Raw genomic sequence first — 21928 nt, 5'->3', positions numbered from 1 at the left:
TGGCACGCGTTTGTGCCGTATGCCGGTGGGCTCGGCCTGGTGCCTGTGTGCCCACTGTGGACGGCGGGGTTCATTTCGGCGCATGGCGCGTCAACGGGTCATACTGATGCGCAGGCTCGAGAGGTTTCTCGAGCCTGCGCACGAAACGGAAGTGGTGGAGTGACACAGAGCAGGCGCGAGATCCGTGCCGCCCAGCTGGCCGACGACAGGCGCAATCGTCGTGCCGGGGACAGGCGACCCAACTCGATGTACGGCGAGCCGACGGATGACGGCGACGCACTCGAGTTCCGGGCCGGTGGGCAGGGACGACGCAGCGGCCGCGGAGGCGACGGAGGCGACGGCCGGACCGGCTGGCGCCGCTGGGTCATCCCCACTCTCAAGTGGGGCTCGCTCGCCGGGGTCATCCTGTTCATTCTCGGCATCGCCGGGATCTGGTTCGCCTACTCCCAGACCACCGTGCCACAGCCCAACGAGTTCGTGGGCCGGCAGGTGTCGATCATCTACTACTCCGACGGCAAGACCGAGATCGACCGCATCGTCCAGGACGAGGGCAACCGCCAGATGGTCGACCTGGCCAAGGTGCCCGACGCCGTCCAGAAGGCGCACATCGCCGCCGAGGACCGCACCTTCTACGTCAACAACGGCATCTCCGTCGGCGGCATCTTCCGAGCGGTCAAGACGACCGTCACCGGCGAGACCCAGGTCGGTGGCTCGACGATCACCCAGCAGTATGTCAAGAACTACTTCCTCAGCCAGGACCGCACCCTCGAGCGCAAGGCCAAGGAGATCCTCATCGCGATGAAGATCGACGGTGAGAAGTCCAAGGACCAGATCCTCGGGGACTACCTCAACACGATCTATTACGGCCGCGGCGCCTACGGGATCCAGACCGCCGCCCAGGCGTACTTCGGCAAGTCTGTCGAGAAGCTCACCGTGGGAGAGGGCGCCGTCCTCGCCTCGGTCATCAACGCGCCGTCGCTCTACGACCCCGCCGAGGGCGAGAAGGCCGCCGCCAACCTCGAGCGGCGCTACGCCTACGTCCTCGACGGCATGGTCGAGGAGGGCTGGCTCTCGGCCACCGAGCGGGCCAAGTTCACCGAGCTGCCGAAGATCAAGGAGTACCAGGGCCCCCGCCTCTCCCGCGGCACCAACGGCTACATCACCGCCGAGGTCAAGAAGGAGCTCGTGCGCATCGGCCTCACCGACCAGGACGTCGCCAAGGGCGGCCTGCGCATCGTCACGACCATCGACCGCAAGGCCCAGTCCAACGCCGTCAAGTCGATGAGCAAGAACCTGCCCAAGGGTCTTCAGGGCGGCCTGGTCGCGATCAAGCCCGGAAACGGCGCGGTCATCGCCATGTATGGGGGCTCTGACTACTCCAAGCGGCAGCTGAACAACGCCACCCAGGCCATCATGCAGGGCGGCTCGAACTTCAAGCCCTTCACGGTGCTCGCCGCGGTGCGCGAGGGCGTGTCGACGAAGACGAAGTTCGACGGGAACAGCCCCAAGGAGTTCGACGGATACCCGCACCCGGTCAACAACTATGACGACCGGGACTACGGCAAGGTCGACATGCGCAGGATGGTCGGCAGGTCGATCAACACCGCGTTCGTCGAGCTGAACGAGGAGATCGGGCCGGACAAGACCCGCCAGGCCGCCGTCGACGCCGGCATCCCGGACAAGACCCCCGGCCTCAAGAACGACCTCGGCAACGTGCTCGGCACGGCCTCCCCGCATGTCGTCGACATGGCCTCCGCCTACTCGACGATCGCTGCCCAAGGGGTGCGGTCCACGCCCTATCTCATCGCCAAGGTCACCACGGCGGACGGCAGCTACACCTACACCGCCAAGCCCGAAACTCGCCGCGCCTTCGCCAAGGAGGTCACGGCAGACGTGACCGACGCGATGACGTACACGACGAAGCCGGGCGGGACGGCGACCAAGATCGGCCGGGAGTTCGACCGGCCCGTCGCTGCGAAGACGGGAACGTCCGAGGAGAACCTGTCCAAGTGGTTCAGCGGGTTCGTGCCCCAGATGGCCGTGTCGGTGGGGACGTACAAGCCCACGAAGGACGGCAGTTCGAGCCTCTCGCTGACGGACGAGGAGTCGGTCGCGTTCGACGGCTCGACCATCCCGGCCAACATCTGGCTCGACTTCATGATCCCGACGTTCGAGGGCGTCGAGGTGCTGCCGTTCCCGCAGCGCGAGGGCGTGGGTGACGAGGACGTGCCGACGGAGACCGCCACCCGGACCGAGGCAACGACGACGACCGAGGCGCCCCCGACCACGACCAGCGAGCCGCCTCCGACGAAGTCCGAGCCGGCGAAGCCGACCAAGACCCCGCCGGGCAAGCCGAGGCCGACCACCACGACGCAGGAACCGACGTTCTCGGTGACGGTGCCGCTGCCGGACCCGAGCGCGACCAGCTCCAAGCCCCCGAAACCCGGCGGCGGGGGCGGCGGGGGCGGATGACCGCGTCCGGCCGCGGGACGACCACGAGCGATCCCGTCGCAACTGCCGCGAGCGAGGTGATCGGAGGTCCACGCGGCCGCTACGCCGCCCGCGAGCTCCCCTGGATGTTCACGGCTGCCGTGGTCTCGGCGCTGGCGGCGATCCCGGCCGGTTTCGGCATCGCCCTTCGGATCCCGTGCCTGCGGACCCACTGGTCGGGCGACGGGCAGTTCTGGAACGCGTGCTACTCCGACCTGCCGAACGCCTACCGGGACGGCGACCTCGGCGCCGGGCTGGCAGCCTTCCTCCGTGGCGCGGAGGGAGCACCGACAACCGGGCAGCCGCCGCTGACCGGCCTCATGCTGACCGCGGTCGCGAGCCTCGTCCCCTCTGCGGAGCGGGAGGGCACCCGGATCGCGTGGTACTTCGCCCTCTGGGCCGTGCTCCTGACGCTGCTGCTCCTCGCGGTGATCTGGCTCGTCGCCTCGTCATCCCGGCGCCCGTGGACCTCCGCCCACGTCGCCCTCGCCCCCGTGGTCGCCCTCGTGGGTTTCGTCTCCGCCGACCTGCTCGGCGTGGCGCTCGCGAGTGCGGGAATGTGGGCCTGGGGGCGCCGCCGCCCGGGCGCGGCCGGGGTCCTGCTCGGGCTGGCGATCTCCGCGCGGTCCTACCCCGTGCTCATCCTCGTCGCCATCGGTCTGCTCGCCGTGCGGTCCGGCCGGCTGCGCGAGTTCGGCCGCACCGCCGGTCACGCGGTCGCCACGTTCCTCGGCGTGACCGGCGCGCTCTGGCTCCTCAACCCGGACGCCGCCGCCTCCGCCTACCAGGGCTGGGCCGCCGTAGGGGCGGGCTATGGCTCGCCGTGGCTGCTGCCGCAGCTCGCCGGCCACCCACTGCCCACGTGGGCGGTCACCGCGCTCGCGGTCCTCGGCTGGGTCGTCGCGATCGGCGTCGGGGCGGTCCTCGCGTTGGCGAGCGCGCGTCGGCCGTCTCTCGCGGAGGTCTCCCTCGTCATGGTGGGCATCGTCCTGGTGACCGGCAAGTCCTTCACGGTGCAGAGCTCCCTCTGGCTCGTCCCGCTCATTGCCTGGAGCCTCGTCCAGTGGCGGGATCACCTGATCTGGGCGGCCGCCGAGGCGATGAACTTCGTCGCCGTATGGCTGACGATCGCCGCGGGGAAGGTCCCGGACCGCGGGCTGCCGAACCCGTGGTACGCCTTCTTCTCGATGCTGCGCGTCATCGCGGTCCTCTGGCTCGTGGCGATGGTGTGGCTGCAGGCCCGCGAACGCTGGGGTCGTTCACAGCCGGAGCCCGACGACCTGGCCGGCCCGATGACGGGCGCGGAGGACCGCGTCATCGTCCGCTTCACGTGAACCCACGGGGGCTCTCGGCCGTGGCCGGCCTGCGCCCCCGTGTACCCGCGAAAGCCCGCGTTGTCGGCATCCCTGAGTCCGGATTTCGGCGTATGCCGCTGGGCCCGGTAGTCTTGCCGGGTTCGCCGTGTGCCCTACCGCCCCTGGGCGGCTTGTGGAGAAGGCCGCAGCAGTGTCGGCTGAATCTGCAAGGCTGGGACGCGGCGGGACGTTTGCAACCCTCCTGTCACGGGAGAGACCCGTGACCGCCAAGACCAAAGGAGGTGGGTTAGAAGCATGCGTCAGTACGAACTCATGGTCATCCTCGACCCGGAGACCGAGGAGCGCACCGTCGGCACCACGATGGACAAGTTCCTCAGCGTGGTGAAGAAGGATGGTGGCACCGTCGACAACGTCGACGTCTGGGGCCGTCGCCGGCTCGCCTACGACATCAAGAAGAAGAACGAGGGCATCTACGCCGTCGTCAACTTCACCGCCGAGCCCGCCACGGCTCAGGAGCTCGACCGGCAGCTGAACCTCAGCGAGTCGGTCATGCGGACCAAGCTGCTCCGTCCCGGCGCCTGACCTCCCGCCCTCGATCACCGATCACCCAACGAAGGACTGAACGGAGCCACGCATGGCAGGCGACACCGTCATCACCATCATCGGCAACCTGACCGCCGACCCGGAGCTGCGTTTCACGCCGTCGGGCGCCGCGGTCGCGAACTTCACCGTGGCCTCGACGCCGCGGATGTTCGACCGCCAGACCAACGAGTGGAAGGACGGCGAGACGCTGTTCATGCGCTGCTCGGTGTGGCGCGACGCGGCCGAGAACGTCGCCGAGTCGCTCCAGCGCGGCATGCGGGTCATCGTCTCCGGACGTCTGAAGTCTCGGTCCTATGAGACGAAGGAAGGCGAGAAGCGCACCGTCGTCGAGTTGGATGTCGACGAGATCGGCCCCTCCCTGCGCAACGCCACGGCCAAGGTCAACAAGACCCAGCGTGGCGGCGGTGGCGGCTTCGGCGGCCAGCAGCAGGGCGGCGGCTGGAGCGGCGGCGGCCAGCAGCAGGGCGGTGACGACCCGTGGGCAACCGGTCCCGGCGGTGGGCAGGGTGGTCAGCAGGGTGGCTGGGGACAGCCGGCCGGCGCGCCCCAAGGTGGTCAGCAGGGCGGGCAGCAGGGCGGCGGTCAGCAGGGTGGCTGGGGGCAAGGCGCCCCGAGCTACGACGAGCCGCCGTTCTGACTCGTCGGCCTGAACCGCGGTTCGAGGTCAGGCGCGACTCTCGGAGTCGCCGAGCGTCTCGAACGGTTGGGGCAGGGAGCCGACATTGGCCGCTGAGCCAGCTCAGCGGCATACGACAGTGAAGTAATCCCATCCCGGGGAGGAAACCCCGGGCTTTCCAGAAGGAGAGCACCACGATGGCCAAGCCCGTTGTGCGCAAGCCCAAGAAGAAGGCCAACCCGCTGAAGGCGGCGAAGGTCGAGAACATCGACTACAAGGACACCGCGCTGCTGCGCAAGTTCATCTCCGACCGCGGCAAGATCCGCGCTCGCCGGGTGACCGGTGTGTCCGTCCAGGAGCAGCGCCTCATCGCCACGGCCGTGAAGAACGCCCGTGAGATGGCCCTGCTGCCGTACTCGAGCTCGGCTCGCTGAGCCGGCCGCTCGAGAGAGGAACGTACCAATGAAGTTGATTCTGACGCACGAGGTCACCGGCCTCGGCGCGGCCGGTGACGTCGTCGAGGTCAAGGACGGTTATGGCCGCAACTACCTGCTGCCGCGGGGCCTGGCGACGCCGTGGACGAAGGGTGGCCAGAAGCAGGTCGACGCTCTGACGAAGGGCCGCGAGGTGCGCGCCATCAACGACATCGAGCAGGCCAAGTCCGTCAAGGGTCGGATCGAGGCCCTGCCGGTCAAGGTGGCGGCCAAGGCCGGCCAGTCCGGCCGGCTGTTCGGCGCGGTCAGCAACGGCGACATCGCCGAGGCGGTCAAGGCCGCCGGCGGGCCGGAGCTGGACAAGCGCAAGATCGAGGTCAAGCAGGCCGTCAAGTCGCTCGGCTCGTACGAGGCGACCGTTCGTCTCCACGCCGACGTCGCGGCGACCCTGAAGTTCGAGGTCGTCCCCGCCTGAGACAGCAGCGCCAAGGCGCAGGAGCAGGGCCCGGTTCCGCCGAACCGGGCCCTGCTCCATTCCCGTGTCGCTCGCTAAGGTGGCCTTGATGGCACTGCAGATCGACGATGTCGCGCACGCCTTTGGGGAGCGTCAGGCTCTCGCCGGCGTGAGTTTCGCCGTTGAGCCGGGTGGGCTGACCGGCCTGCTCGGGCCGAACGGTGCCGGCAAGACGACGCTGCTGCGGGTCATGCTGGGCGTGCTGACGCCGGACCGCGGCCAGGTCAGGCTCGACGGCCAGTCGGTCGAGGACCTGCGGGACCGCCGCGCCTGGGGCTACATGCCACAGGAGCGGGGACTCTACCCGGCCATGCCGGCTGGGGAGCAGGTCGTGCACTTCGCCTGCCTGCACGGGCTCTCCAGATCGGATGCGACGGCCCGCGCCCACGCGCTCCTCGATGAGCTCGGTCTGGGCGACCGGTGGGCCGACCGCACCGACAAGCTGTCCGGCGGGATGCAGCAGCGGCTGCAGCTGGCCACCGCACTCGTCCACGAGCCGGACGTCATTGTCCTCGACGAGCCCTTTGCCGGTCTGGACCCCGTCGCGGTCGCTGGGCTGTCCGAGACGTTGCGCGAGCGCGCGGGCGGCCGGATCGTGCTCTTCTCAAGTCATCAGCTCGACCTCGTCCAGGACCTCTGCAAGGACATCGTCATGATCGACCAGGGCCGGGTCGTCCTGGACGGTCAGGTGGCTACGCTGCGGGCGTCCTCGGGGGACCGCCAGCTGCGACTGCAGCTCGAGTCGCATGACCGGACCTGGTTGCGGCAGTGGGACGGCGTGAGCGTCGTCAGCGATGAGGCGGATGGGCTCCGCCTGGCGATTCCCCCCGGTGTCGACCCGCTCGCAGTGCTCGACGCCGGGCGCGCGACAGGACGGGTCGCCGACTTCGGCCTCGACCTGCCGACGCTCTCCCAGCTGTTCCTGAGTGCGGCGGGCCAACGGGTCGGTGGCGCATGAGCGGACGAGAGGTCGTTGAGGAGCACATGACGTGGCGGGATGGCATGTGGCTGGTCGCCCGGCGCAGCCTGGTCGAGAACCTCCACTCGCGCACCTTCAAGGTCGTGACCGGCCTGCTCCTGCTCCTGTCGATCGGCGCGGTCGTCGTGCCGCAGCTCATCAGCGAGGACGGGACCACCTACACCCTGGCCACTGTCGGCGAGGCGCCCGCCCCGCTCAGGTCCGCCCTGGAGGCAGCCGGACAGGCTGGGGACTTCACCGTCAAGTTCGAGACGCGCGACACCGCCGAGGCCGTGCGCGTTGCCGTGCGCGACGACGTGGCGAGCGCAGGGCTGGCTGACGGGACACTCTTCACCCCCAGCCAGTCGGCAGGACCGTTCCCCATCGTCGTCGCCCAGGCGGTCGTCGGCGTCGAGACCGCCAAGCGGCTCGCCGCAGCAGGACTCAGCGCTGACCAGATCGCCTCGGTGCAGTCGGTCCAGCCGCCACGGCAGGAGTCGGTCGGTCGGGTCGACAGCGAGGGCCGCGCCGCAGTCGGCTTCGGCGTGGGGATCGTGCTCTACCTCGCCATCACCTTTGCGGGCAGCGCCATTGCGACCACGGTGGCCATGGAGAAGTCGACGCGGATCTCCGAGGTCCTGCTCGCGGTCCTGCGGCCGAGCCAGATCCTCGTGGGCACCGTGCTGGCGGTCGGCCTGGTCACCTTGGCGCAGCTCGTCGTGCTCGCCGTGCCCTTGGCCATCGGACTCCGGGTGGCGGACCTCGGGCTGCCCTCGGTCGCCAGCGGAGACCTGACATTGGCGCTGGTGTGGTTCATCCTCGGGTTCGCGCTCTACTCGTTCCTCTTCGCGGCGACGGCCTCGCTCGTTGACAAGATCACCGAGGCGAACTCGGCGATCCTGCCCGTCACCACCACCCTCGTCATCGTCTACATGCTCTCCATCATCGTGGTGATGGGCGATCCGCGCAGCGTCTGGAGCGTCGTCCTGTCGATCTTCCCGCTGAGCGCACCGGTGGCGATGCCGATCAGATGGGCGGGGGGTGAGGTCCCCGTCTACCAGCTCGTCCTGGCCATGGTGCTCACCGCCGCGACCGCCGTGCTGCTCGTGGCCGTCGCCTCGTCGATCTACCGGCGGGCCCTGCTCATCACCGGCCGGCGGGTCAAGTTCACCGAGGTCCTACGGCCACAGGCCGACTGAGGGCGTCGACCAGCTGACCCGTCAGGCCGAGTCCCGCACCACCAGATGGGTGTGGAGGAGCGAGACTCGCGGCGCCTGCTTGCCATCGAGCAGTTGGAGCAAGGTGTCAGCCATGACGATGCCCATCTGCTTCGTCGGCTGGGCGACCGTCGTCAGCTGGATCGGTCCCCGCCTGGCAAAGGGGCTGTCGTCGTAGCCCACGACGGCAACGTCCGATGGCACGGCCCGCCCTCGCTCCGCCAGCGCGGCGAGAGCTCCGCTGGCCATGAGGTCGCTGGCGACGAAGATCGCGTCGACGTCGGGATAGCGGTCGAGCAGCTCTGCCGCCGCTCGACCGCCGCCCTCCTCGCTGAAGTCGGCGTGGGCGACCCGAACGTCCGAGAGCCCTGCCTCCCGCAGCGCATCCCGCCAGCCCTGCTCGCGGTCGATCGCCGCAGGCATGTCACCGGGCCCGGTGATCGTGGCGATGGCGTGATGCCCCGTCTTGACGAGATGCCGGGTGCCCTGAACCGCCCCGAGACGGTTGTCGACATCGACGTAGTAGTCGGTGGGGCGTCCCGGCACGCCTTCCGCGTCCATCGGGCGACCGCCGAAGACGACCGGCAGCGACTGGCCGAGCGAGGCGAGGAAGTGGTCGCCGGAGTGGTGCGAGACGACCAGGGCCCCGTCCACGTTGCCGCCCAGCAGGTAGCGGCGAGTCTTGTCGGAGGGTGAGCTGGGGTGGGCCAGCTGCAGATTGAGGACGTAGTCGCTGTCGTCCAGCCGATCACTGATCCCCTGGACGATGTCGGCGAAGTAGGGGTCCCCGAAGAAGCGGTGGGCATCCTCCGGCACGACGAGGGCGATCGACATCGTCGCCCGCGCGACGAGCGATCGAGCCGCCCGGTTCGGCACGTAGTTCAGCTCGCTGATGGCTGCCTCGACGGCGGTCTGGACCTCGGGGCTGACCTTCGGTGAGGAGTTGATGACGCGCGACACCGTGGCGCGTGACACGCCGGCAAGCCGAGCGACCTCCTCGAGGGTCGGCCGACCCGAAACGGCCATCGATCCGCTACTCATGCGTCGTTGCCTCCCGACGGGAGCTCTCTCGTGCTGATGATCTGGGCAAGGTCCAGCGCGCTGGCCTTCGGGGTGCGGTCCTGCGTCTCGTAGTTCACTCGGACGATACCGAAGCGCTTCGCGTAGCCCCACGCCCACTCGAAGTTGTCCAGGAACGACCAGTAGAAGTAGCCCTGCACCGGCACGCCCGCCTCGAGCGCGTCGAGCACCGAGCCGAGATGCGAACGGACGTAGTTCATGCGGTCCCGGTCGTCGACGAACCCGACCTCGTCGGCCTCGTCGTCGAAGGCCGCGCCGTTCTCGGTGACATGCAGGGCGGTGTTCGTGGGCCCGGCGTACTCCTCGTGGAGTCTGACGAGGAGGCGGGTCAGTCCCTCTGGCTGCACCTCCCAGTCCATCGAGGTCACCGGCAGGCCCCGCGGGTGCCCGTGCACACCGTCGGCCGCCGGGAACGGGGACCGGGTCGGCCGGGTCGTCGCGGGGCCGGCGTTGAGGGCGGACAGGGGCGGCAGGTGGCTGAAGGCCCCACCGTTGTAGTAGTTGACGCCGAGCACGTCGATGGGGGCCGCGATCGTTGCGAGGTCGCCGTCCTTGATGTGCGTCTCGAGTCCAAGGCCCCGGACGTCCTCGAGGACGTCGGCGGGGTACTCACCGCGGAAGATCGGGTCGAGGAAGATCCGGTTCATCTGGCCGTCAATCCGCCGTGCGGCCTCGACGTCGCTCGGGTTGGACGGGTCGACGGGGTCAGCCACCGTGAAGTTCAGCGTGAGCCCGAGCTTCAGGGAGGGATCACGCTCGCGCAGGGCAGCGACGGCTTGACCGTGGCCGAGCATGAGGTGATGCGCTGCGGCGAGCCCGTCGGAGGGCGACTGCCGGCCGGGCGCGTGTTCACCACTGGTGTAGCCGACAAACGCCGAGCACCACGGCTCGTTCAGGGTCGTCCACGTCGAGACCCGGTCGCCCAGCCGGTCGTGCACGGCGAGGGCGTAGTCGACGAAGCGGTCAGCCGTCTCACGCACCGGCCAGCCGCCGCGGTCCTCCAGCGCCTGGGGCAGGTCCCAGTGGTAGAGCGTGAGCCACGGCGCGATCCCCGCGTCGAGGATCGAGTCGACGAGCCGCTCGTAGAAGTCGAGGCCCCTCGGGTTGACCGTCCGACCGTCCGGGCACACCCGCGCCCATGATGTCGAGAACCGGTATGACTGGATGCCGAGGCGCTTCATCAGGGCTACGTCGCTGAGGTAGCGGTGGTAGTGGTCGCACGCGATGTCACCGGTGTCTCCGTCGACGACCGCGCCCGGGGTGTGCGAGAAGGTGTCCCAGATCGAGTCGGCGCGCCCGTCCTCGTGGCGCGCGCCCTCGATCTGGTAGGCGGCGGTGGCGACCCCGAGGACCAACCCGTCCGGCACCTTGCGCGTGCCGTCGGGCGAAGACTGCGCTCCTGCACCAGGCTTCACGGGTCGGCCGGATGAGGTGAGGTTGAGGGTCATCCCTTGACTGCTCCTTGCATGATGCCGGACACGAGGTGACGGCCGGCGAGGAAAAAGACGATGAGGAGGGGGAGCGCCGCGAGGACGACGCCGGCGAGGACGAGCGAGTAGTCGACGTAGTAGGCCGCCTGCAGCTGCTGCAGGGCCACGGGCAGGGTCGGGTTCCCCGGCTCGAGCACGATGAACGGCCAGAAGAAGTTCGTCCAGGTCGCGATGAAGGTGAACAGCCCGAGCATCGCCGCACCGGGCCGGGCGGCCGGAAGCGCAACGCTCCAGACGATGCGCAGCGTTGAGGCACCATCCACCCGGGCTGCTTCAACGAGCTCGTCCGGCAGCGCCTCGCGCAGGTACTGGGTCATCCAGAACACCCCGAAAGCACTGACCAGCGCAGGCATGATGACCGCCCAGAGGCCACCGATCCAGCCCAGCTTGGCCATGACGATGAAGAGCGGGACGACCCCGAGCTGGGTCGGCACGCACAACGTCGCGATGATGATGACGAGTAGCGCGTCCCGGCCGCGGAACCGCAGCTTGGCGAAAGCGAACCCGGCGAGCGTGGACAGGAGCACCACCGCGCCGGCCACGACGGTCGAGACGATGACGCTGTTGAGGAACGCTCGCCAGAACGGCAGCGTCGTGATGACGGTTCGGGCGTTCTCGATGAAGTTGCCGCCCGGCAGGAGCGACACCTCCCCGCTGTTGATCGCCGCGGCATCCTTGCTGCCGATGACGAAGGACCACCAGAGCGGGAAGACGCTCGCGAGCAGGACCACAGTGAGGAAGGCGTATGCCGCTGGGCTCGCTTGCGCCCGCCGGGCCACTCGGGCGGTCGCCCCCTTGCCCGCGCGACCCATGGTCGAGCGGCCGCCTTCCTGGAGGCGTCGGGTCATGACGGTCATCGGGACTCCTTGGAGGCGATCCTGCGGATGACGAAGTAGTTGACGATGGCGAAGACGACGATGATGAGGAACAGGAGCCAGGCGACCGCGGACGCGCGACCGAAGTTCTTCTGGTTCCAGCCGAGGTTGTAGAGGTAGATCGTCAGCGTCTGCCACTGGCGGTCCGCGCCCCCTTGCCCGTACTGGTCGAACATCCGCGGCTCGTCGAAGATCTGGAGACCGCCGATCGTCGAGGTGATGACGACGAAGATGATCGTGGCGCGCAGCTGCGGGACGGTGATGGAGAAGAAGGTCCGGATCGGGCCGGCTCCATCGATGAGGGCGGCCTCGTAGTAGTCCCGGGGAATGGTCTGCATCGCCGCCAGGAGGATGAGGGCGTTGTAGCCGGTCCACCGGAAGTTGACCATCGTGGCGATGGCGATGTGGCTCGCGAAGGTGTCCTTGTGCCACTGCACCGGATCGATCCCGACCCAGCCGAGCAGCTGGTTGAACAGGCCGTAGCGGTCGCCGAACAGGTCGTTGAAGATGAGCACGACCGCCACCGGGGCGATGACATAGGGCAGCAGGACGCTCATCCGCCAGAAGCCCTTCGCGCGGATCCCGCTGTCGAGGGCGACGGCGATGAGCAGCGCGAGGATGACCTGCGGGACGCTCGAGAGCAGGAAGATGCTGAAGGTGTTGCGGACCGCGTTCCAGAAGAAGCGCTGCTGGAGCACGTCCTGGAAGTTCTGGAGGCCGACGAAGTCGCCCTGCCCGCCGATGAGGTTCCATTCGTGCAGCGAGACCCAGGCGGTGTAGAGGATGGGGAACATGCCGACGACGCCGAAGACGATGAAGAACGGCGAGATGAAGGCATAGGGCGAGGCCTTCCCCTCGAACCGGCTGAGGCGCTGACGCCAGCGCGCCCGCTCGCCGGGCGCCCCGGCGGGCGGGCGGGTGGAGCCAGGGGCCGGCCCGCCAGCCGGGACGGTGTCCCGGCTGGCCGACCGGTCCGTGCGCGTGTCGAGCATCAGCCCAGGGCCTGGACGTCCGCGACGAACTTCTCCCACGACGCCTGAGGAGTGGACGAGCCGTCCTCGATCCGGGTCAGCGCCTGCTGCATCGCGTCGTTGATGGGGAAGTACTTGGGACCCTTGAAGGGGCTCACCGTGACGGCCTTGGCCCGCTCCGCGAAGATCTTCCCCGTCGGGGCGTTGTTGAAGAACGGCACGGTGACGGCGGCGAGCTCAGGGTTGTCGAGCGCGGCGACCTGGCTGGGGAAGGCGCCGACCTTCTTGAAGGCCTTGACCTGCTGCTCGGGCGCGGTGAGCCAGGCCGCGAGCGCCTTGGCCTCGGCCTGGTGCTGCGACTGGTTCGGGACGGTGAGGTACGAGCCGCCCCAGTTGCCGCCTCCGCCGGGGAAGGTGTTGGCGACGTCCCAGCCCTTGACCCCCTTGGCGTTGCCCTCGATGACACCGACCATCCAGCCCGGGCAAAGCATCGTGGCGAACCCGTTGTCCTGGAAGCTGGCAACCCAGTCGTCGCTCCACTGCTGGAGCTTTGCCGAGAGCCCGTCGTTGATTCCGGCCTTGACCACGGCGTCGTAGGTCTTCTTGACGTCGGGGTTCGTCGTGGCGATGACCTCGCCCTCCGGCGTCTCGTAAGCGGTCTCGACCTGGTTGATCATGCCCTGCCATGTCGCGCCGAGTGAGTCGAACCACGGGACGTCGGACTTGGCCTTGAACTGCGTCCCGGCGGCGAAGTAGCTCTCCCACGTGTTGCCGAGCAGCTGGGCGACGGCATCGCGGTCAGAGGGCAGGCCGGCCTTCTCGAAGAGGTCGGCGCGGTAGCAGATCGCCTCGGGGCCGACATCCGTGCCGTAGCCGATGAGACGTCCCTTCGCGTCGGTGGCGGCCTTCGCCTTCCAGTCGAGCCAGCGGCCGTCCGTGTCGGGTGACTTGAGGTCCACGAACTTGTCGGAGTACTGCATCAGCTCCGGCAGCCAGTCGACCTCGACGGCCTCGACGTCCGACAGCCCCGATCCGGCGGCGAGGCGGGTGTTGAGGTTGTCGCGGGCCTCGTTCGAGGTGGCCGCCTTCTTGTGCTCGATCTTGACGTTCGGGTGGGCGGCCATGTACTCGGTGATGAGGTCCTCGTAGCCGAACTGGTTGAACGTCGCGAGCTTGAGGGTGACTGGCCCAGCGGAGGTCGTCTGGTTGCCGGAGCCGGCGTTGTTCTCGCCGTCGGAGCTCGACCCACAGGCACTAAGGGCGAGGAGTCCGACGGTGATGGCGGCGAGCGCCTGTAAGCGGGTATGACGTGGTTTCATTGAGAGCTCCTTCGGTCTCAGCCCAGAGTGGAGGGGTGGTATGGGAGCGCTCTCCCAGCGGGAGGGAATCCTGTGAGAGCGCTCTCACGGATGAGAATGAGGCCTTGGTTACTGCCGGTCAACCCCCGTTATCAACACGTGACCTCGCCGGTCGTCGATGGTGGGATTATCCGCTCAACCGGCCTTCCGCCGGAACGTCCGGGGTGGCATCCCATGCGCCCGCTTGAACGCCGCCGTGAACGCGAACGGGCTGGCGTACCCGACCCGACCGGACACCTGCTCGACCGTCGCGTCGGTGTCGCGGAGCAGCTGCGCGGCGACGTCCATTCGCCACCGAGCCAGATAGGCCATCGGCGACTCGCCGACGACGTCGGTGAACCGCCGGGCCAATGTCGCTCGTGAGACCGCAGCCTCCCGAGCCAGCGTCGTCAGCGTCCACGGCGCGGCCGGGTCGGCCTGCATCGCCGAGAGCACCGGCCCCACCACCGGATCGGACTGCGCCGTCCACCAGCGCGGCGCGCGCCCGGGCTCCTCGGCGAACCAGCGGCGCAGCGCCGTCACGAGGACGAGGTCGACGAGCCGGTCGATGACGACGTCCTGCCCTGGCAGGTCCCGACCGAGCTCGGCGACGAGGAGGCCGATGAGACCCCGGTCCCAGTCGCCACCTCGCACCACGACGAGCCCGGGCACCGCGTCGAGCAGTCGACCGGTCACCTGCGAGGCGAGCTCGTAGGTGCCCACGAGGAACGCATCCTCGCCGCCCGGAGCATTCCCCCACCGTCGGACGCCGTGGCTCAGCTCGACGCAGAGGTCGTTGCCGACGAGGTCACGGCTCACCTCGCCGGGCCCGATGACGATCGTCGGTGGCACGCCCGGGGAGCCGGCGAACGTGTACTCCAGTCCCGCCGTCGTGATCACCACGTCACCCGGGCGGAGCCCCACAGAATCGTGGCCGGCCCGATCGAGCCAGGCCTCGCCGCGCACCATGACGAGCACGCCGACCGTGGCCTCGTCCTGAACGGCCACCGACCAGGGCGCCTCCATCTCCACGTGAAGGACGTGCACCCCTCGCGCGCGGTGCCCGTCGAGCGTCGCCGTCAACGTGTCCATGGGCCGATGGTAAGACGATCGCGTAGATAAATGAGTGACAAACTCATGGAAAATCTTGCCGTATGCCGCTGTACTGGGTTCCATGAACATCTCACTCCAGCCACTGGCCCGGTTCCCCTGGGAGGACGTGGGCACCTGGGAGGCCGCGCCGGGAGCCAGCTCAGCGGCATACGCAACCCTCCGCCCAGCACAGGGAGCGTGGGACCGATGATGGCGCTGCAAACCGCCGCGCTGGCCACCGCCGCGGCATCGGGCGTCATGGGCGGAGTGCTCTTCGGGTTCTCCAGCTTCGTCATGCCGGCCCTCCGTCGCCTACCTGCGTCGCACGCCGTCGCCACGATGCAGGCGATCAACCGGGCTGCGCCGCGCGCGCTCGGGTTGCCGCTCGTGGCCTCGGGACCCGGCAGCGCAGCCGTCGCTGCCTGGGCCCTGACGCGGGCCGACGTGCCGGGCGCTGCGCGGACGCTCCTGGTCACCGGTGCTGTGACGGCGGTCGCGGCTCTCGCCATCACAGCCGGCTACCACGTCCCGCGCAACAACCGCCTCGACGCCGTCGACGCGACGTCCGGCGCGGCAGCGACGGGCTGGGGGCAATTCGTGCCGGGGTGGGTCGCGATGAACCACGTCCGCACGGCGCTCTCCCTCGTCTCGGCCGCCCTCGTCATCGCCGGCGCCGCCCAGCTCCCCTGACCACCACCCACGTCAACCGCAACACACCCGCCAATCGAGTGCTCGACCCGGTTGCAACCGCCCTGAGCAGTCGACAAGCGGGTGTGTTGCGGCGAGGACGGGTGGCTTCCCGAAGGTCTGCGCCGCCGATGTCTCTCAGGGGACGATGACGCCCCGGCCACGGATGCGGCCCTCGTGCAGGTCGTCGTAGGCCTCGAGCGCATCGTCGAGCGAGTACGTCTTCGTCTCGATGGTCACGTCCCCTCGCTTGGCCATCTCGACCAGCTCGAGGAGCTCCTTGCGCCGGCCCCAGAGCGAGGTGCTGACCTGGACATCGAAGGGCGCCGACAGCAGGCCGACTTTCGCGTTGCCGCCGCCAGCCCCGACGAGGACCACGGCCCCGGCCACGCCGACGCTCTTCAGGGCGAGATCGCCCGTCGGGTCGATCCCGACGAAGTCGAAGACGACGTTAGCGCCACGACCGTCCGTGAGCTCCCTGATCCGATCAGCGGCCTCCGGCTTGGACTCGAGGGCCTCGTGAGCGCCCATCTCCTTCGCGAACGCGAGCTTCTCGTCGCCGAGGTCGAGCGCGATCACCCGGGTCGGCGTCAGGGTCCGGAGCAGCTGGATGGCGACGTGGCCGAGGCCGCCGGCGCCGATGACGACCGTCGTCGTCCCTCCGACGAGGCGAGGGAGGACCTTCTTGATCGCCTGGTAGGGGGTCAGGGCCGCGTCGGTGAGGGACGCGGCGCGCACCGGGTCGAGGTCGCCGATCGGCACGAGGTGGCGGACGTTGTCGACGACCATGTACTCCGCCATCGCGCCGTCACGACCAAGGCCCGGCGAGACCATGCCCCGAAGGCAGAGGTTCTCCGACCCGTCGGCGCACATCGCACAGACGCCGCAGCCCCAGCAGCCGTACACGATGACGCTGTCCCCGACTTCGACGCCCGTCGCCCCCTCGCCCAACTCGGCGACCACTCCGGCCGGCTCGTGCCCGAAGGTCATGGGCAGCGGATACGGATACACGTCCTCGGGGTAGGCCATGACGACCTCGTCGGAGTGGCACAGGCCCGACGCGGTGATCTTCAGCAGGATCTCACCGGGACCGGGGGTGGGCCGGTCGACCTCACGAAGCTCCGGCTTGGCGCCGATGCGGACGTACTGGAGCGCTTTCACATCCACTTCCCCTCACGTTCGGACCGATGACCAGATCAACTGTAGGTAGGCATTGCGCCGACGGACTACCACAGAATCTGCCCGATCCGCGTGACCAGGCGTGGCGCGGTCGGATCGAGGCACCTCGTGTCAGTCCGTCGGCTCGCTTGACGAGGAGAGGTGGCCTGCCGCTGTGGCCGGGTGGTCAGGCGCCGGTGACCATCCACGTGTCCTGACGAGCCCGCCAGCCGAGCACGATCCCGCGGATCGCCATCCAGAACGTGAACGCGAGCCAGAGCACGACGATGTCGACGACGGCCGAGTCACTCGGTCCGCGGCTGTGCAGGGCGAGGACGACCGGGAGGTAGAGGAGCAGGCTGATCAGCTGTCCCCACGCGAGCCACCGACCGTCGCCGGCCCCGATGAGGACCCCGTCGATGACGAAGACATAGCCGGCGATCGCCTGGCCCAGGCCGACGACGACGAGCGCGGCCGCGAGGGCGGCTTGCACCGACTCCTCCCCGGTGAAGAGCGGCGGGAGCACGCCGTGGAGGACCACGACGACGAGGCCGATGGCAAGCCCACCCCAGACACCCCACCGGATCATCGTCCGCATCGCGGAGCGGACGCCCTCACGGTCGCCGGCGCCGAGCGAGCGGCCGACGATGGCCTGTGCCGCGATGGCCAGCGCATCCAGAGCGAAGGCGAGGAAGGACCACACGGTCAGGGCCACCTGGTGCGCGGCGAGGGTGACGTCGCCGTAGGACGCGGCGAGCCAGGTCGTCAGCAGCAAAGCAGCCCGGAGCGCGAGGGTCCGGATGAGCAGCGGGACCCCCGTCCGCGCGGCGCCCAGGACGCGGCCGGGATGTGGGTGCAGCCGGGCGTGCCGGACCCGGGCCTGCCGCAGCAGGACGAGGACGAGCCCCGTGGCCATGCCCGTCTGGGCGATGACCGTCCCCCACGCCGATCCTGCTATGCCCCAGTGCAGCCCGTAGACGAAGACGAGGTTGAGGACGACATTGGCGCCGAACCCCAGGACGGAGGCGACCAGTGGTGTGCGGGTGTCCTGGAGGCCGCGAAGCACACCGGTGACGGCAAGGATGACGAGCATCCCCGGGATCCCGAAGGCCGAGATGCGAAGGTAGGTCGTTGCCTGGACGAGCACCGCTTCCGAGGCGCCGAAGAGCGCACAGATCGGCTCGGCGAAGGTCGCGACGAGTGCCGCGGTGGCCACTCCCAGACCCATGGCGAGCCAGAGTCCGTCGACGCCCGCGGCGATCGCTGCGCGCGTGTCGCCGGCACCGAGCTGGCGCGCCACGACGCTCGTCGTGCCGTAGGCGAGGAAGACGAAGACGCCCGCCGCGGTGATGAGCGCGGCGCTCGCGACGCCCAGCCCGGCGAGCTCCGCCGTGCCGAGGTGGCCGACGATCGCCGAGTCGGCGAGCAGGAAGAGCGGCTCGGCGATGAGGGCCAGGAAGGCGGGAACGGCGAGGCGGAGGATCTCGCGCCGATGGCTCGGTGCCTGCGTCACGACGCCGGACCCACATGCTTGAGCGCCTCCCGACGGGACAGGCCCGACAGTGCGGGATGCTGCTGCACGAACCGTCGGACCCAGGCCGGGTCCCACCGGGCGTGGTCCCTCAGCGCCCACCCGATCGCCTTGCGGCTGAAGAAGTCGGGATCCTCGATGTTCGGCTCGATGACCTCCGCGAGCAGCCGCTGGTCGAGCCGGTCCTGCACCCCGACCTGGCACAGGATCGCCGCCCGACGCACCCACAGCGAGTCCGCGACGGCCCACGCGCGCATGCGCGGCTTCTCGATGGGTGGGGCAGCGAGCACCGTGTCGCGGACGAGGTGGGTGGCGATGTCGTCCACGACGTCCCACCAGGCCCCGCTGCGAATCAGGCTCTCCCACAAGGGCATGCTCGTCGAGTCGACCCACTGACGGTAGGCACGGTGCTTGGCGAGGGCCAGCGCTGCGTACCACTGCTCGCGGTGCGTGGCCTCGTCCCAGAGCTGACGGATCGTCGCGGCCCACTCCTCACGCGATCGCATGGCCAGGCCTGGGTCGCGAAGCAGCGGGCGCAACACGTGGGCGAGCTCGGGCGACGTGAGGCCGTGGTACGGGAGGGCGGATTTCATGTAGCGCTGCTGCCCGGCGGCCCGCTCCGGGTTGGCCCGTGCCGTGAGCGCCTCCCGCACCGCCGACCTGAAGTCAGGGTGCGGACCGGCGCTCATGCGCCCAACGTAATGGGCGCGAGGGGAGTCGAGCACGGCCGTCCGAGCCCTAACGCTGGCGCAGCGTGATGACCGGAACCTCGGGCGGGGCGAGCACCCGAACCGGCGGGCCCCACGCCCCAGCACCGCGCGACGTGTACACGGGCACGTCACCCACCGGAGCCAGACCCTCGAGGGCCGGCTGCTGGAGCCGCACGAGGTAGTCGAAGGGCCACAGCTGTCCGCCGTGCGTGTGCCCGGACAGCTGGAGGTTGACCCCGCGGCCGGCCGCCAGCTCGGCGAGCCTGGGCTGGTGCGCCAACAGGAGCGTGAAGAGGTCGGGGTCGACGCCGGACAGGGCGGCCTCGACATCCGGGCCGTCGGGACGGTTGCCCGACGGATCGTTGATGCCGGCGATGGTCAGCTGTCCGCCGTTGCGGGCGATGGAGAGGTTCTCGTTGCGCAGCACGCGGACTCCCAGGTCCTCCCAGTGCCGGAGCCACGCCTCCGGCTCGCCGGAGATCACCTCGTGGTTGCCCTCGACGCCGAAGGTGCCGAGCGGGGCCCGGAGCTCGGCGAGTGGGGCGAGGTCCTTGCCGACCTGGGCAACCTTGCCGTCCGCGATGTCTCCCGCGATGACGACGAGGTCCGGGTGCTCGCGGTTGACGAGGTCGACGACGCGCCGGGTGAACCCGGCGTCCCTGACCGGCCCGACGTGGAGGTCGGTGATGAGGGCGATGCGCAGGCCGTCGAGTTCCTCGGGGACGAGGTCGTTCGTGATCGTGACCGGGGTGACCGCCGGCTCTGCCGCCTCCCCGATGCCGTATGCCGTTGTGCTCAGCGCCGCGACCACCACCGTGGGTGCCCCGATCCTCAGCATCGTGCGGCGCAGGCTCGTGCGACCGGCCAGCCGAGCCGGCAACACGACGAGCCCGAGGACGAGGACGCCGACGATGAGGTACCAGACGACGGCGAGCCAGGTCATGCCGAGCCAGGCGAGCCAGCGGGTGTTCGCCGGGTCGATGACGCCGCCCTGGATCGCGAAGGCGGCCAGCACAGCGAGCCACCCGAGGACGAAGACGACCGCGGAAGCGAGCTGAGCGGCATACGGCCATTGGGGTGTCACGAAGAGTCGGCGGTGGAGGGCCCACGTCACGAGCGCAAGGAGCACCGCGACGACGACGACGAATAGGGACACAAGCGGCAGCCTCTCAGGTCCGGCCTGGAAAGGCGGCACCGGTTTCGGCAACCGGTCAACCATCTGCATTGCGAAGGCGACTCAAGTCGTATGTCCGTCGCTGTGGGGGAGGCAAGAGATGTTGGCAGAGCCACCGAGATTTCCGGAGTGGTCTGGCGACTCCGATCGTGACGCGATCATCCACGATCTCTTCACGGAACACTGTGCGGACCTCGTCCGTCTCGCGTATCTCATCGTGGGCGACCGTGACATCGCTGAGGACTCGGTCCACGAGGCCTTCATCGCGGTGTACCGCAACTGGAACACCCTGCGCGACAGGTCCTCGCTTGGCGCGGAGCTCCGTGCCGCGGTCATCAGCCAGTGCCGCACCGCACAGCGGGGCCGGTCCCGATCGCGACGCATCGACGGCGACGCGATCGCCAACGACCAGGCACTGCGGATCGTGGCCGTTCTTCGGCGTATGCCGGAACGGCAACGCGAAGTCATCGTCTGCCGGTACCACCTCGACCTCACCGAGGCCCAGACGGCAGCGCTCCTCGAGCTCGAGATCGGCACGGTCAACCGGCATGCGCACCGGGCCCTGCAACGACTCCAGCGCGACACCGATCTGATCGAGGTCGGCGCGCACGTGAAGTGGGGGCTGCGCAGCGTGGCAGATGGCATCCAGGTCAGCGCCGCGGACGTTGCCGGGCTCGAGAGCGAGTTCATCGTCGGTCGCTCCAGTCGGCCACAGCGACGGGCATGGCGGAACCACAACTGGCTCGTGGCAGCCTGTGCCGTCCTCGCCCTCGCCCTGGCTGTCGCGGCACTGTCGATCGTCGGCGATGAGAGGGGCGCACCGGCGTTACCGTCGCTTCTCGACTCGGCATCGCGACCGCTCACGGCTGCGGATCTCGTCGGGGTGTGGCGGGTTGATGATGACCCCAGGCCCATCGTGTGGGTCCTGCACGCAAACGGGACGATGGCGATCTGGTCCTCGCCCGAGGACCTCCGGCGCGGCCGGTCGGAGCCGGGTTTCGCCTACAGCGTCAAGAGCGACGTGCTCGTGCTGCGATGGCGCGACACCTGCACGGCGTCATGGGCCCTCTCACAGGTGGCGCCGGGACAGCTGCGGGCCGACCTGGCGACCACAGGTTCCTGCGGGCCCCGGAGTCTCGGGCGGCTGTCGTCAGTGCTGACGCGGGTGGTTCCCGCCGCACCAGGCGAGGTCAAGCCGAAGTACGTCGCCGGGATGCTCGAGCGGGTTCAGTGGTTGTCGACGCTCACGGGCACGTGGCTGCTCTCCGGAACGGGACGGCTGCTCGCAGTCGACGACGCCGGGCACTACGTGGTCAGCGACGATGCTGGGACGGTGGACGACAAGGGGCGGGTGCCCCTCGTCGAGGAGGGCGCCGTGACTCTTGCAGCCGACGGCTCCGTCGTCTTCACAGCGAAGGGCGAGCACTGCACGAGGACCTATGCCCGGGTCCGGTCTGACTACGCGACGATGGACGCTCGGCTCTCGCAGGACAGCTGCGGTCGGTTGGGTGGCGCCGCCGACACCTGGGTCAGGTTGAACTGAGCGCGGCTGGATTCGTTGGTGGTGTCAACCATCGAGGGGCTCCGGTGCGACTGTTGTGGTGTGGACGCAAGCCAGTGGCGGGCGCCAATGGTTCGAGCATTGACAGAGCCTGATCGGCTGCTGCTCGACCGG

At 69.2% G+C, this 21928-nt stretch carries 21 protein-coding genes; 11 read left to right on the top strand and 10 right to left on the bottom strand.

Going from position 1 to position 21928, the window contains the following annotated elements:
* The first annotated feature begins 159 nt into the window (after positions 1-159).
* From ABF401_RS04155 to ABF401_RS04120, 8 genes are all read left to right on the top strand, one after another.
* Positions 160-2472, top strand: coding sequence for a transglycosylase domain-containing protein (locus ABF401_RS04155; protein ID WP_353508278.1), 2313 nt, complete (start codon positions 160-162; stop codon positions 2470-2472).
* Positions 2469-3824, top strand: coding sequence for a glycosyltransferase 87 family protein (locus ABF401_RS04150; RefSeq protein ID WP_353508277.1), 1356 nt, complete (start codon positions 2469-2471; stop codon positions 3822-3824). Before ABF401_RS04155 ends, ABF401_RS04150 begins: the two co-directional genes overlap by 4 nt.
* A gap of 276 nt (positions 3825-4100) precedes the next feature.
* Positions 4101-4388 carry a 30S ribosomal protein S6 gene (rpsF, locus tag ABF401_RS04145; protein WP_353508276.1) on the top strand — a complete coding sequence of 96 codons (288 nt, stop codon included), beginning with the start codon at positions 4101-4103 and terminating at the stop codon, positions 4386-4388.
* Between the two features lie 52 nt (positions 4389-4440).
* Entirely contained in the window at positions 4441-5046 is a 606-nt protein-coding gene (locus tag ABF401_RS04140) for a single-stranded DNA-binding protein (RefSeq protein ID WP_353508275.1), read from the top strand.
* Positions 5047-5222: 176 nt separating this feature from the next.
* Complete coding sequence (rpsR, locus tag ABF401_RS04135) at positions 5223-5459, top strand: 30S ribosomal protein S18 (RefSeq protein ID WP_013494395.1); 237 nt, start codon at positions 5223-5225, stop codon at positions 5457-5459.
* A gap of 28 nt (positions 5460-5487) precedes the next feature.
* The gene (gene rplI, locus ABF401_RS04130; protein WP_353508274.1) at positions 5488-5934 is read left to right on the top strand and encodes a 50S ribosomal protein L9; all 447 of its coding nucleotides are present in this window, start codon (positions 5488-5490) and stop codon (positions 5932-5934) included.
* An 88-nt stretch (positions 5935-6022) separates the two neighbouring features.
* Positions 6023-6931, top strand: coding sequence for an ABC transporter ATP-binding protein (locus tag ABF401_RS04125; RefSeq protein WP_353508273.1), 909 nt, complete (start codon positions 6023-6025; stop codon positions 6929-6931).
* Positions 6928-8130 (top strand): ABC transporter permease, encoded by a 1203-nt coding sequence (locus ABF401_RS04120; protein ID WP_353508272.1) that lies wholly within the window; start codon positions 6928-6930, stop codon positions 8128-8130. Before ABF401_RS04125 ends, ABF401_RS04120 begins: the two co-directional genes overlap by 4 nt.
* A 21-nt stretch (positions 8131-8151) precedes the next feature.
* On the opposite strand, the gene ABF401_RS04115 is transcribed toward ABF401_RS04120, so the two are convergent.
* The 6 genes from ABF401_RS04115 to ABF401_RS04090 form a co-directional block, all read right to left on the bottom strand.
* Positions 8152-9189: a LacI family DNA-binding transcriptional regulator gene (locus ABF401_RS04115; RefSeq protein ID WP_353508271.1), complete on the bottom strand. Its 1038-nt coding sequence runs from the start codon at positions 9187-9189 to the stop codon at positions 8152-8154.
* A complete protein-coding gene (locus tag ABF401_RS04110; protein ID WP_353508270.1) occupies positions 9186-10676 on the bottom strand; it encodes a GH1 family beta-glucosidase in 1491 nt (496 codons plus the stop codon). The genes ABF401_RS04115 and ABF401_RS04110 overlap by 4 nt, the downstream gene beginning before the upstream one ends.
* On the bottom strand, positions 10673-11575 hold the full coding sequence (locus tag ABF401_RS04105; RefSeq protein ID WP_353508269.1) for a carbohydrate ABC transporter permease: 903 nt from the start codon (positions 11573-11575) through the stop codon (positions 10673-10675). Before ABF401_RS04105 ends, ABF401_RS04110 begins: the two co-directional genes overlap by 4 nt.
* On the bottom strand, positions 11572-12585 hold the full coding sequence (locus ABF401_RS04100) for a carbohydrate ABC transporter permease (protein WP_353508268.1): 1014 nt from the start codon (positions 12583-12585) through the stop codon (positions 11572-11574). Before ABF401_RS04100 ends, ABF401_RS04105 begins: the two co-directional genes overlap by 4 nt.
* Positions 12585-13883: an ABC transporter substrate-binding protein gene (locus tag ABF401_RS04095; RefSeq protein WP_353508267.1), complete on the bottom strand. Its 1299-nt coding sequence runs from the start codon at positions 13881-13883 to the stop codon at positions 12585-12587. Before ABF401_RS04095 ends, ABF401_RS04100 begins: the two co-directional genes overlap by 1 nt.
* Positions 13884-14057: 174 nt before the next feature.
* Positions 14058-14993, bottom strand: coding sequence for an AraC family transcriptional regulator (locus ABF401_RS04090; protein ID WP_353508266.1), 936 nt, complete (start codon positions 14991-14993; stop codon positions 14058-14060).
* Positions 14994-15075: 82 nt separating this feature from the next.
* On the opposite strand from ABF401_RS04090, the gene ABF401_RS04085 reads away from it, so the two are divergent.
* Together ABF401_RS04085 and ABF401_RS04080 are read left to right on the top strand one after the other, a co-directional pair.
* Positions 15076-15204 carry a hypothetical protein gene (locus ABF401_RS04085; protein ID WP_353508265.1) on the top strand — a complete coding sequence of 43 codons (129 nt, stop codon included), beginning with the start codon at positions 15076-15078 and terminating at the stop codon, positions 15202-15204.
* The gene (locus ABF401_RS04080; RefSeq protein WP_353508264.1) at positions 15201-15683 is read left to right on the top strand and encodes an anthrone oxygenase family protein; all 483 of its coding nucleotides are present in this window, start codon (positions 15201-15203) and stop codon (positions 15681-15683) included. Before ABF401_RS04085 ends, ABF401_RS04080 begins: the two co-directional genes overlap by 4 nt.
* A 135-nt stretch (positions 15684-15818) precedes the next feature.
* Here ABF401_RS04080 and ABF401_RS04075 read toward each other — a convergent pair whose 3' ends face one another.
* The 4 genes from ABF401_RS04075 to ABF401_RS04060 all read right to left on the bottom strand — a co-directional run bounded on the left by ABF401_RS04075 (position 15819) and on the right by ABF401_RS04060 (position 20235).
* On the bottom strand, positions 15819-16847 hold the full coding sequence (locus ABF401_RS04075) for an NAD(P)-dependent alcohol dehydrogenase (protein ID WP_353508263.1): 1029 nt from the start codon (positions 16845-16847) through the stop codon (positions 15819-15821).
* 178 nt (positions 16848-17025) lie between these two features.
* On the bottom strand, positions 17026-18351 hold the full coding sequence (locus ABF401_RS04070) for an MATE family efflux transporter (RefSeq protein ID WP_353508262.1): 1326 nt from the start codon (positions 18349-18351) through the stop codon (positions 17026-17028).
* Positions 18348-19058: a DNA alkylation repair protein gene (locus ABF401_RS04065; protein WP_353508261.1), complete on the bottom strand. Its 711-nt coding sequence runs from the start codon at positions 19056-19058 to the stop codon at positions 18348-18350. The genes ABF401_RS04070 and ABF401_RS04065 overlap by 4 nt, the downstream gene beginning before the upstream one ends.
* A gap of 49 nt (positions 19059-19107) precedes the next feature.
* Complete coding sequence (locus ABF401_RS04060) at positions 19108-20235, bottom strand: metallophosphoesterase (protein WP_353508260.1); 1128 nt, start codon at positions 20233-20235, stop codon at positions 19108-19110.
* Positions 20236-20353: 118 nt separating this feature from the next.
* Here ABF401_RS04060 and ABF401_RS04055 point away from each other — a divergent pair, with 118 nt between their 5' ends.
* Entirely contained in the window at positions 20354-21796 is a 1443-nt protein-coding gene (locus ABF401_RS04055) for an RNA polymerase sigma factor (RefSeq protein ID WP_353508259.1), read from the top strand.
* Positions 21797-21928: the final 132 nt, after the last annotated feature.

It is taken from the genome of Intrasporangium sp. (assembly GCF_040414665.1).
In the GTDB taxonomy this organism is placed as follows: Bacteria; Actinomycetota; Actinomycetes; order Actinomycetales; family Dermatophilaceae; genus Intrasporangium.
The sequence above is the reverse complement of the archived record's forward strand: the minus strand, read 5'-3'. Positions and strand labels throughout refer to the sequence as shown.

What these genes read in the sequence shown, in the direction of transcription:
- ABF401_RS04150 (WP_353508277.1), top strand. Translation starts at nt 2,469, where the DNA reads ATGACCGCGTCCGGCCGCGGGACGACCACGAGCGATCCCGTCGCAACT.
- rpsF (WP_353508276.1), top strand. Translation starts at nt 4,101, where the DNA reads ATGCGTCAGTACGAACTCATGGTCATCCTCGACCCGGAGACCGAGGAG.
- ABF401_RS04140 (WP_353508275.1), top strand. Translation starts at nt 4,441, where the DNA reads ATGGCAGGCGACACCGTCATCACCATCATCGGCAACCTGACCGCCGAC.
- rpsR (WP_013494395.1), top strand. Translation starts at nt 5,223, where the DNA reads ATGGCCAAGCCCGTTGTGCGCAAGCCCAAGAAGAAGGCCAACCCGCTG.
- rplI (WP_353508274.1), top strand. Translation starts at nt 5,488, where the DNA reads ATGAAGTTGATTCTGACGCACGAGGTCACCGGCCTCGGCGCGGCCGGT.
- ABF401_RS04125 (WP_353508273.1), top strand. Translation starts at nt 6,023, where the DNA reads ATGGCACTGCAGATCGACGATGTCGCGCACGCCTTTGGGGAGCGTCAG.
- ABF401_RS04120 (WP_353508272.1), top strand. Translation starts at nt 6,928, where the DNA reads ATGAGCGGACGAGAGGTCGTTGAGGAGCACATGACGTGGCGGGATGGC.
- ABF401_RS04115 (WP_353508271.1), bottom strand. Translation starts at nt 9,189, where the DNA reads ATGAGTAGCGGATCGATGGCCGTTTCGGGTCGGCCGACCCTCGAGGAG.
- ABF401_RS04110 (WP_353508270.1), bottom strand. Translation starts at nt 10,676, where the DNA reads ATGACCCTCAACCTCACCTCATCCGGCCGACCCGTGAAGCCTGGTGCA.
- ABF401_RS04105 (WP_353508269.1), bottom strand. Translation starts at nt 11,575, where the DNA reads ATGACCGTCATGACCCGACGCCTCCAGGAAGGCGGCCGCTCGACCATG.
- ABF401_RS04100 (WP_353508268.1), bottom strand. Translation starts at nt 12,585, where the DNA reads ATGCTCGACACGCGCACGGACCGGTCGGCCAGCCGGGACACCGTCCCG.
- ABF401_RS04095 (WP_353508267.1), bottom strand. Translation starts at nt 13,883, where the DNA reads ATGAAACCACGTCATACCCGCTTACAGGCGCTCGCCGCCATCACCGTC.
- ABF401_RS04090 (WP_353508266.1), bottom strand. Translation starts at nt 14,993, where the DNA reads ATGGACACGTTGACGGCGACGCTCGACGGGCACCGCGCGCGAGGGGTG.
- ABF401_RS04085 (WP_353508265.1), top strand. Translation starts at nt 15,076, where the DNA reads ATGAACATCTCACTCCAGCCACTGGCCCGGTTCCCCTGGGAGGACGTG.
- ABF401_RS04080 (WP_353508264.1), top strand. Translation starts at nt 15,201, where the DNA reads ATGATGGCGCTGCAAACCGCCGCGCTGGCCACCGCCGCGGCATCGGGC.
- ABF401_RS04065 (WP_353508261.1), bottom strand. Translation starts at nt 19,058, where the DNA reads ATGAGCGCCGGTCCGCACCCTGACTTCAGGTCGGCGGTGCGGGAGGCG.
- ABF401_RS04055 (WP_353508259.1), top strand. Translation starts at nt 20,354, where the DNA reads ATGTTGGCAGAGCCACCGAGATTTCCGGAGTGGTCTGGCGACTCCGAT.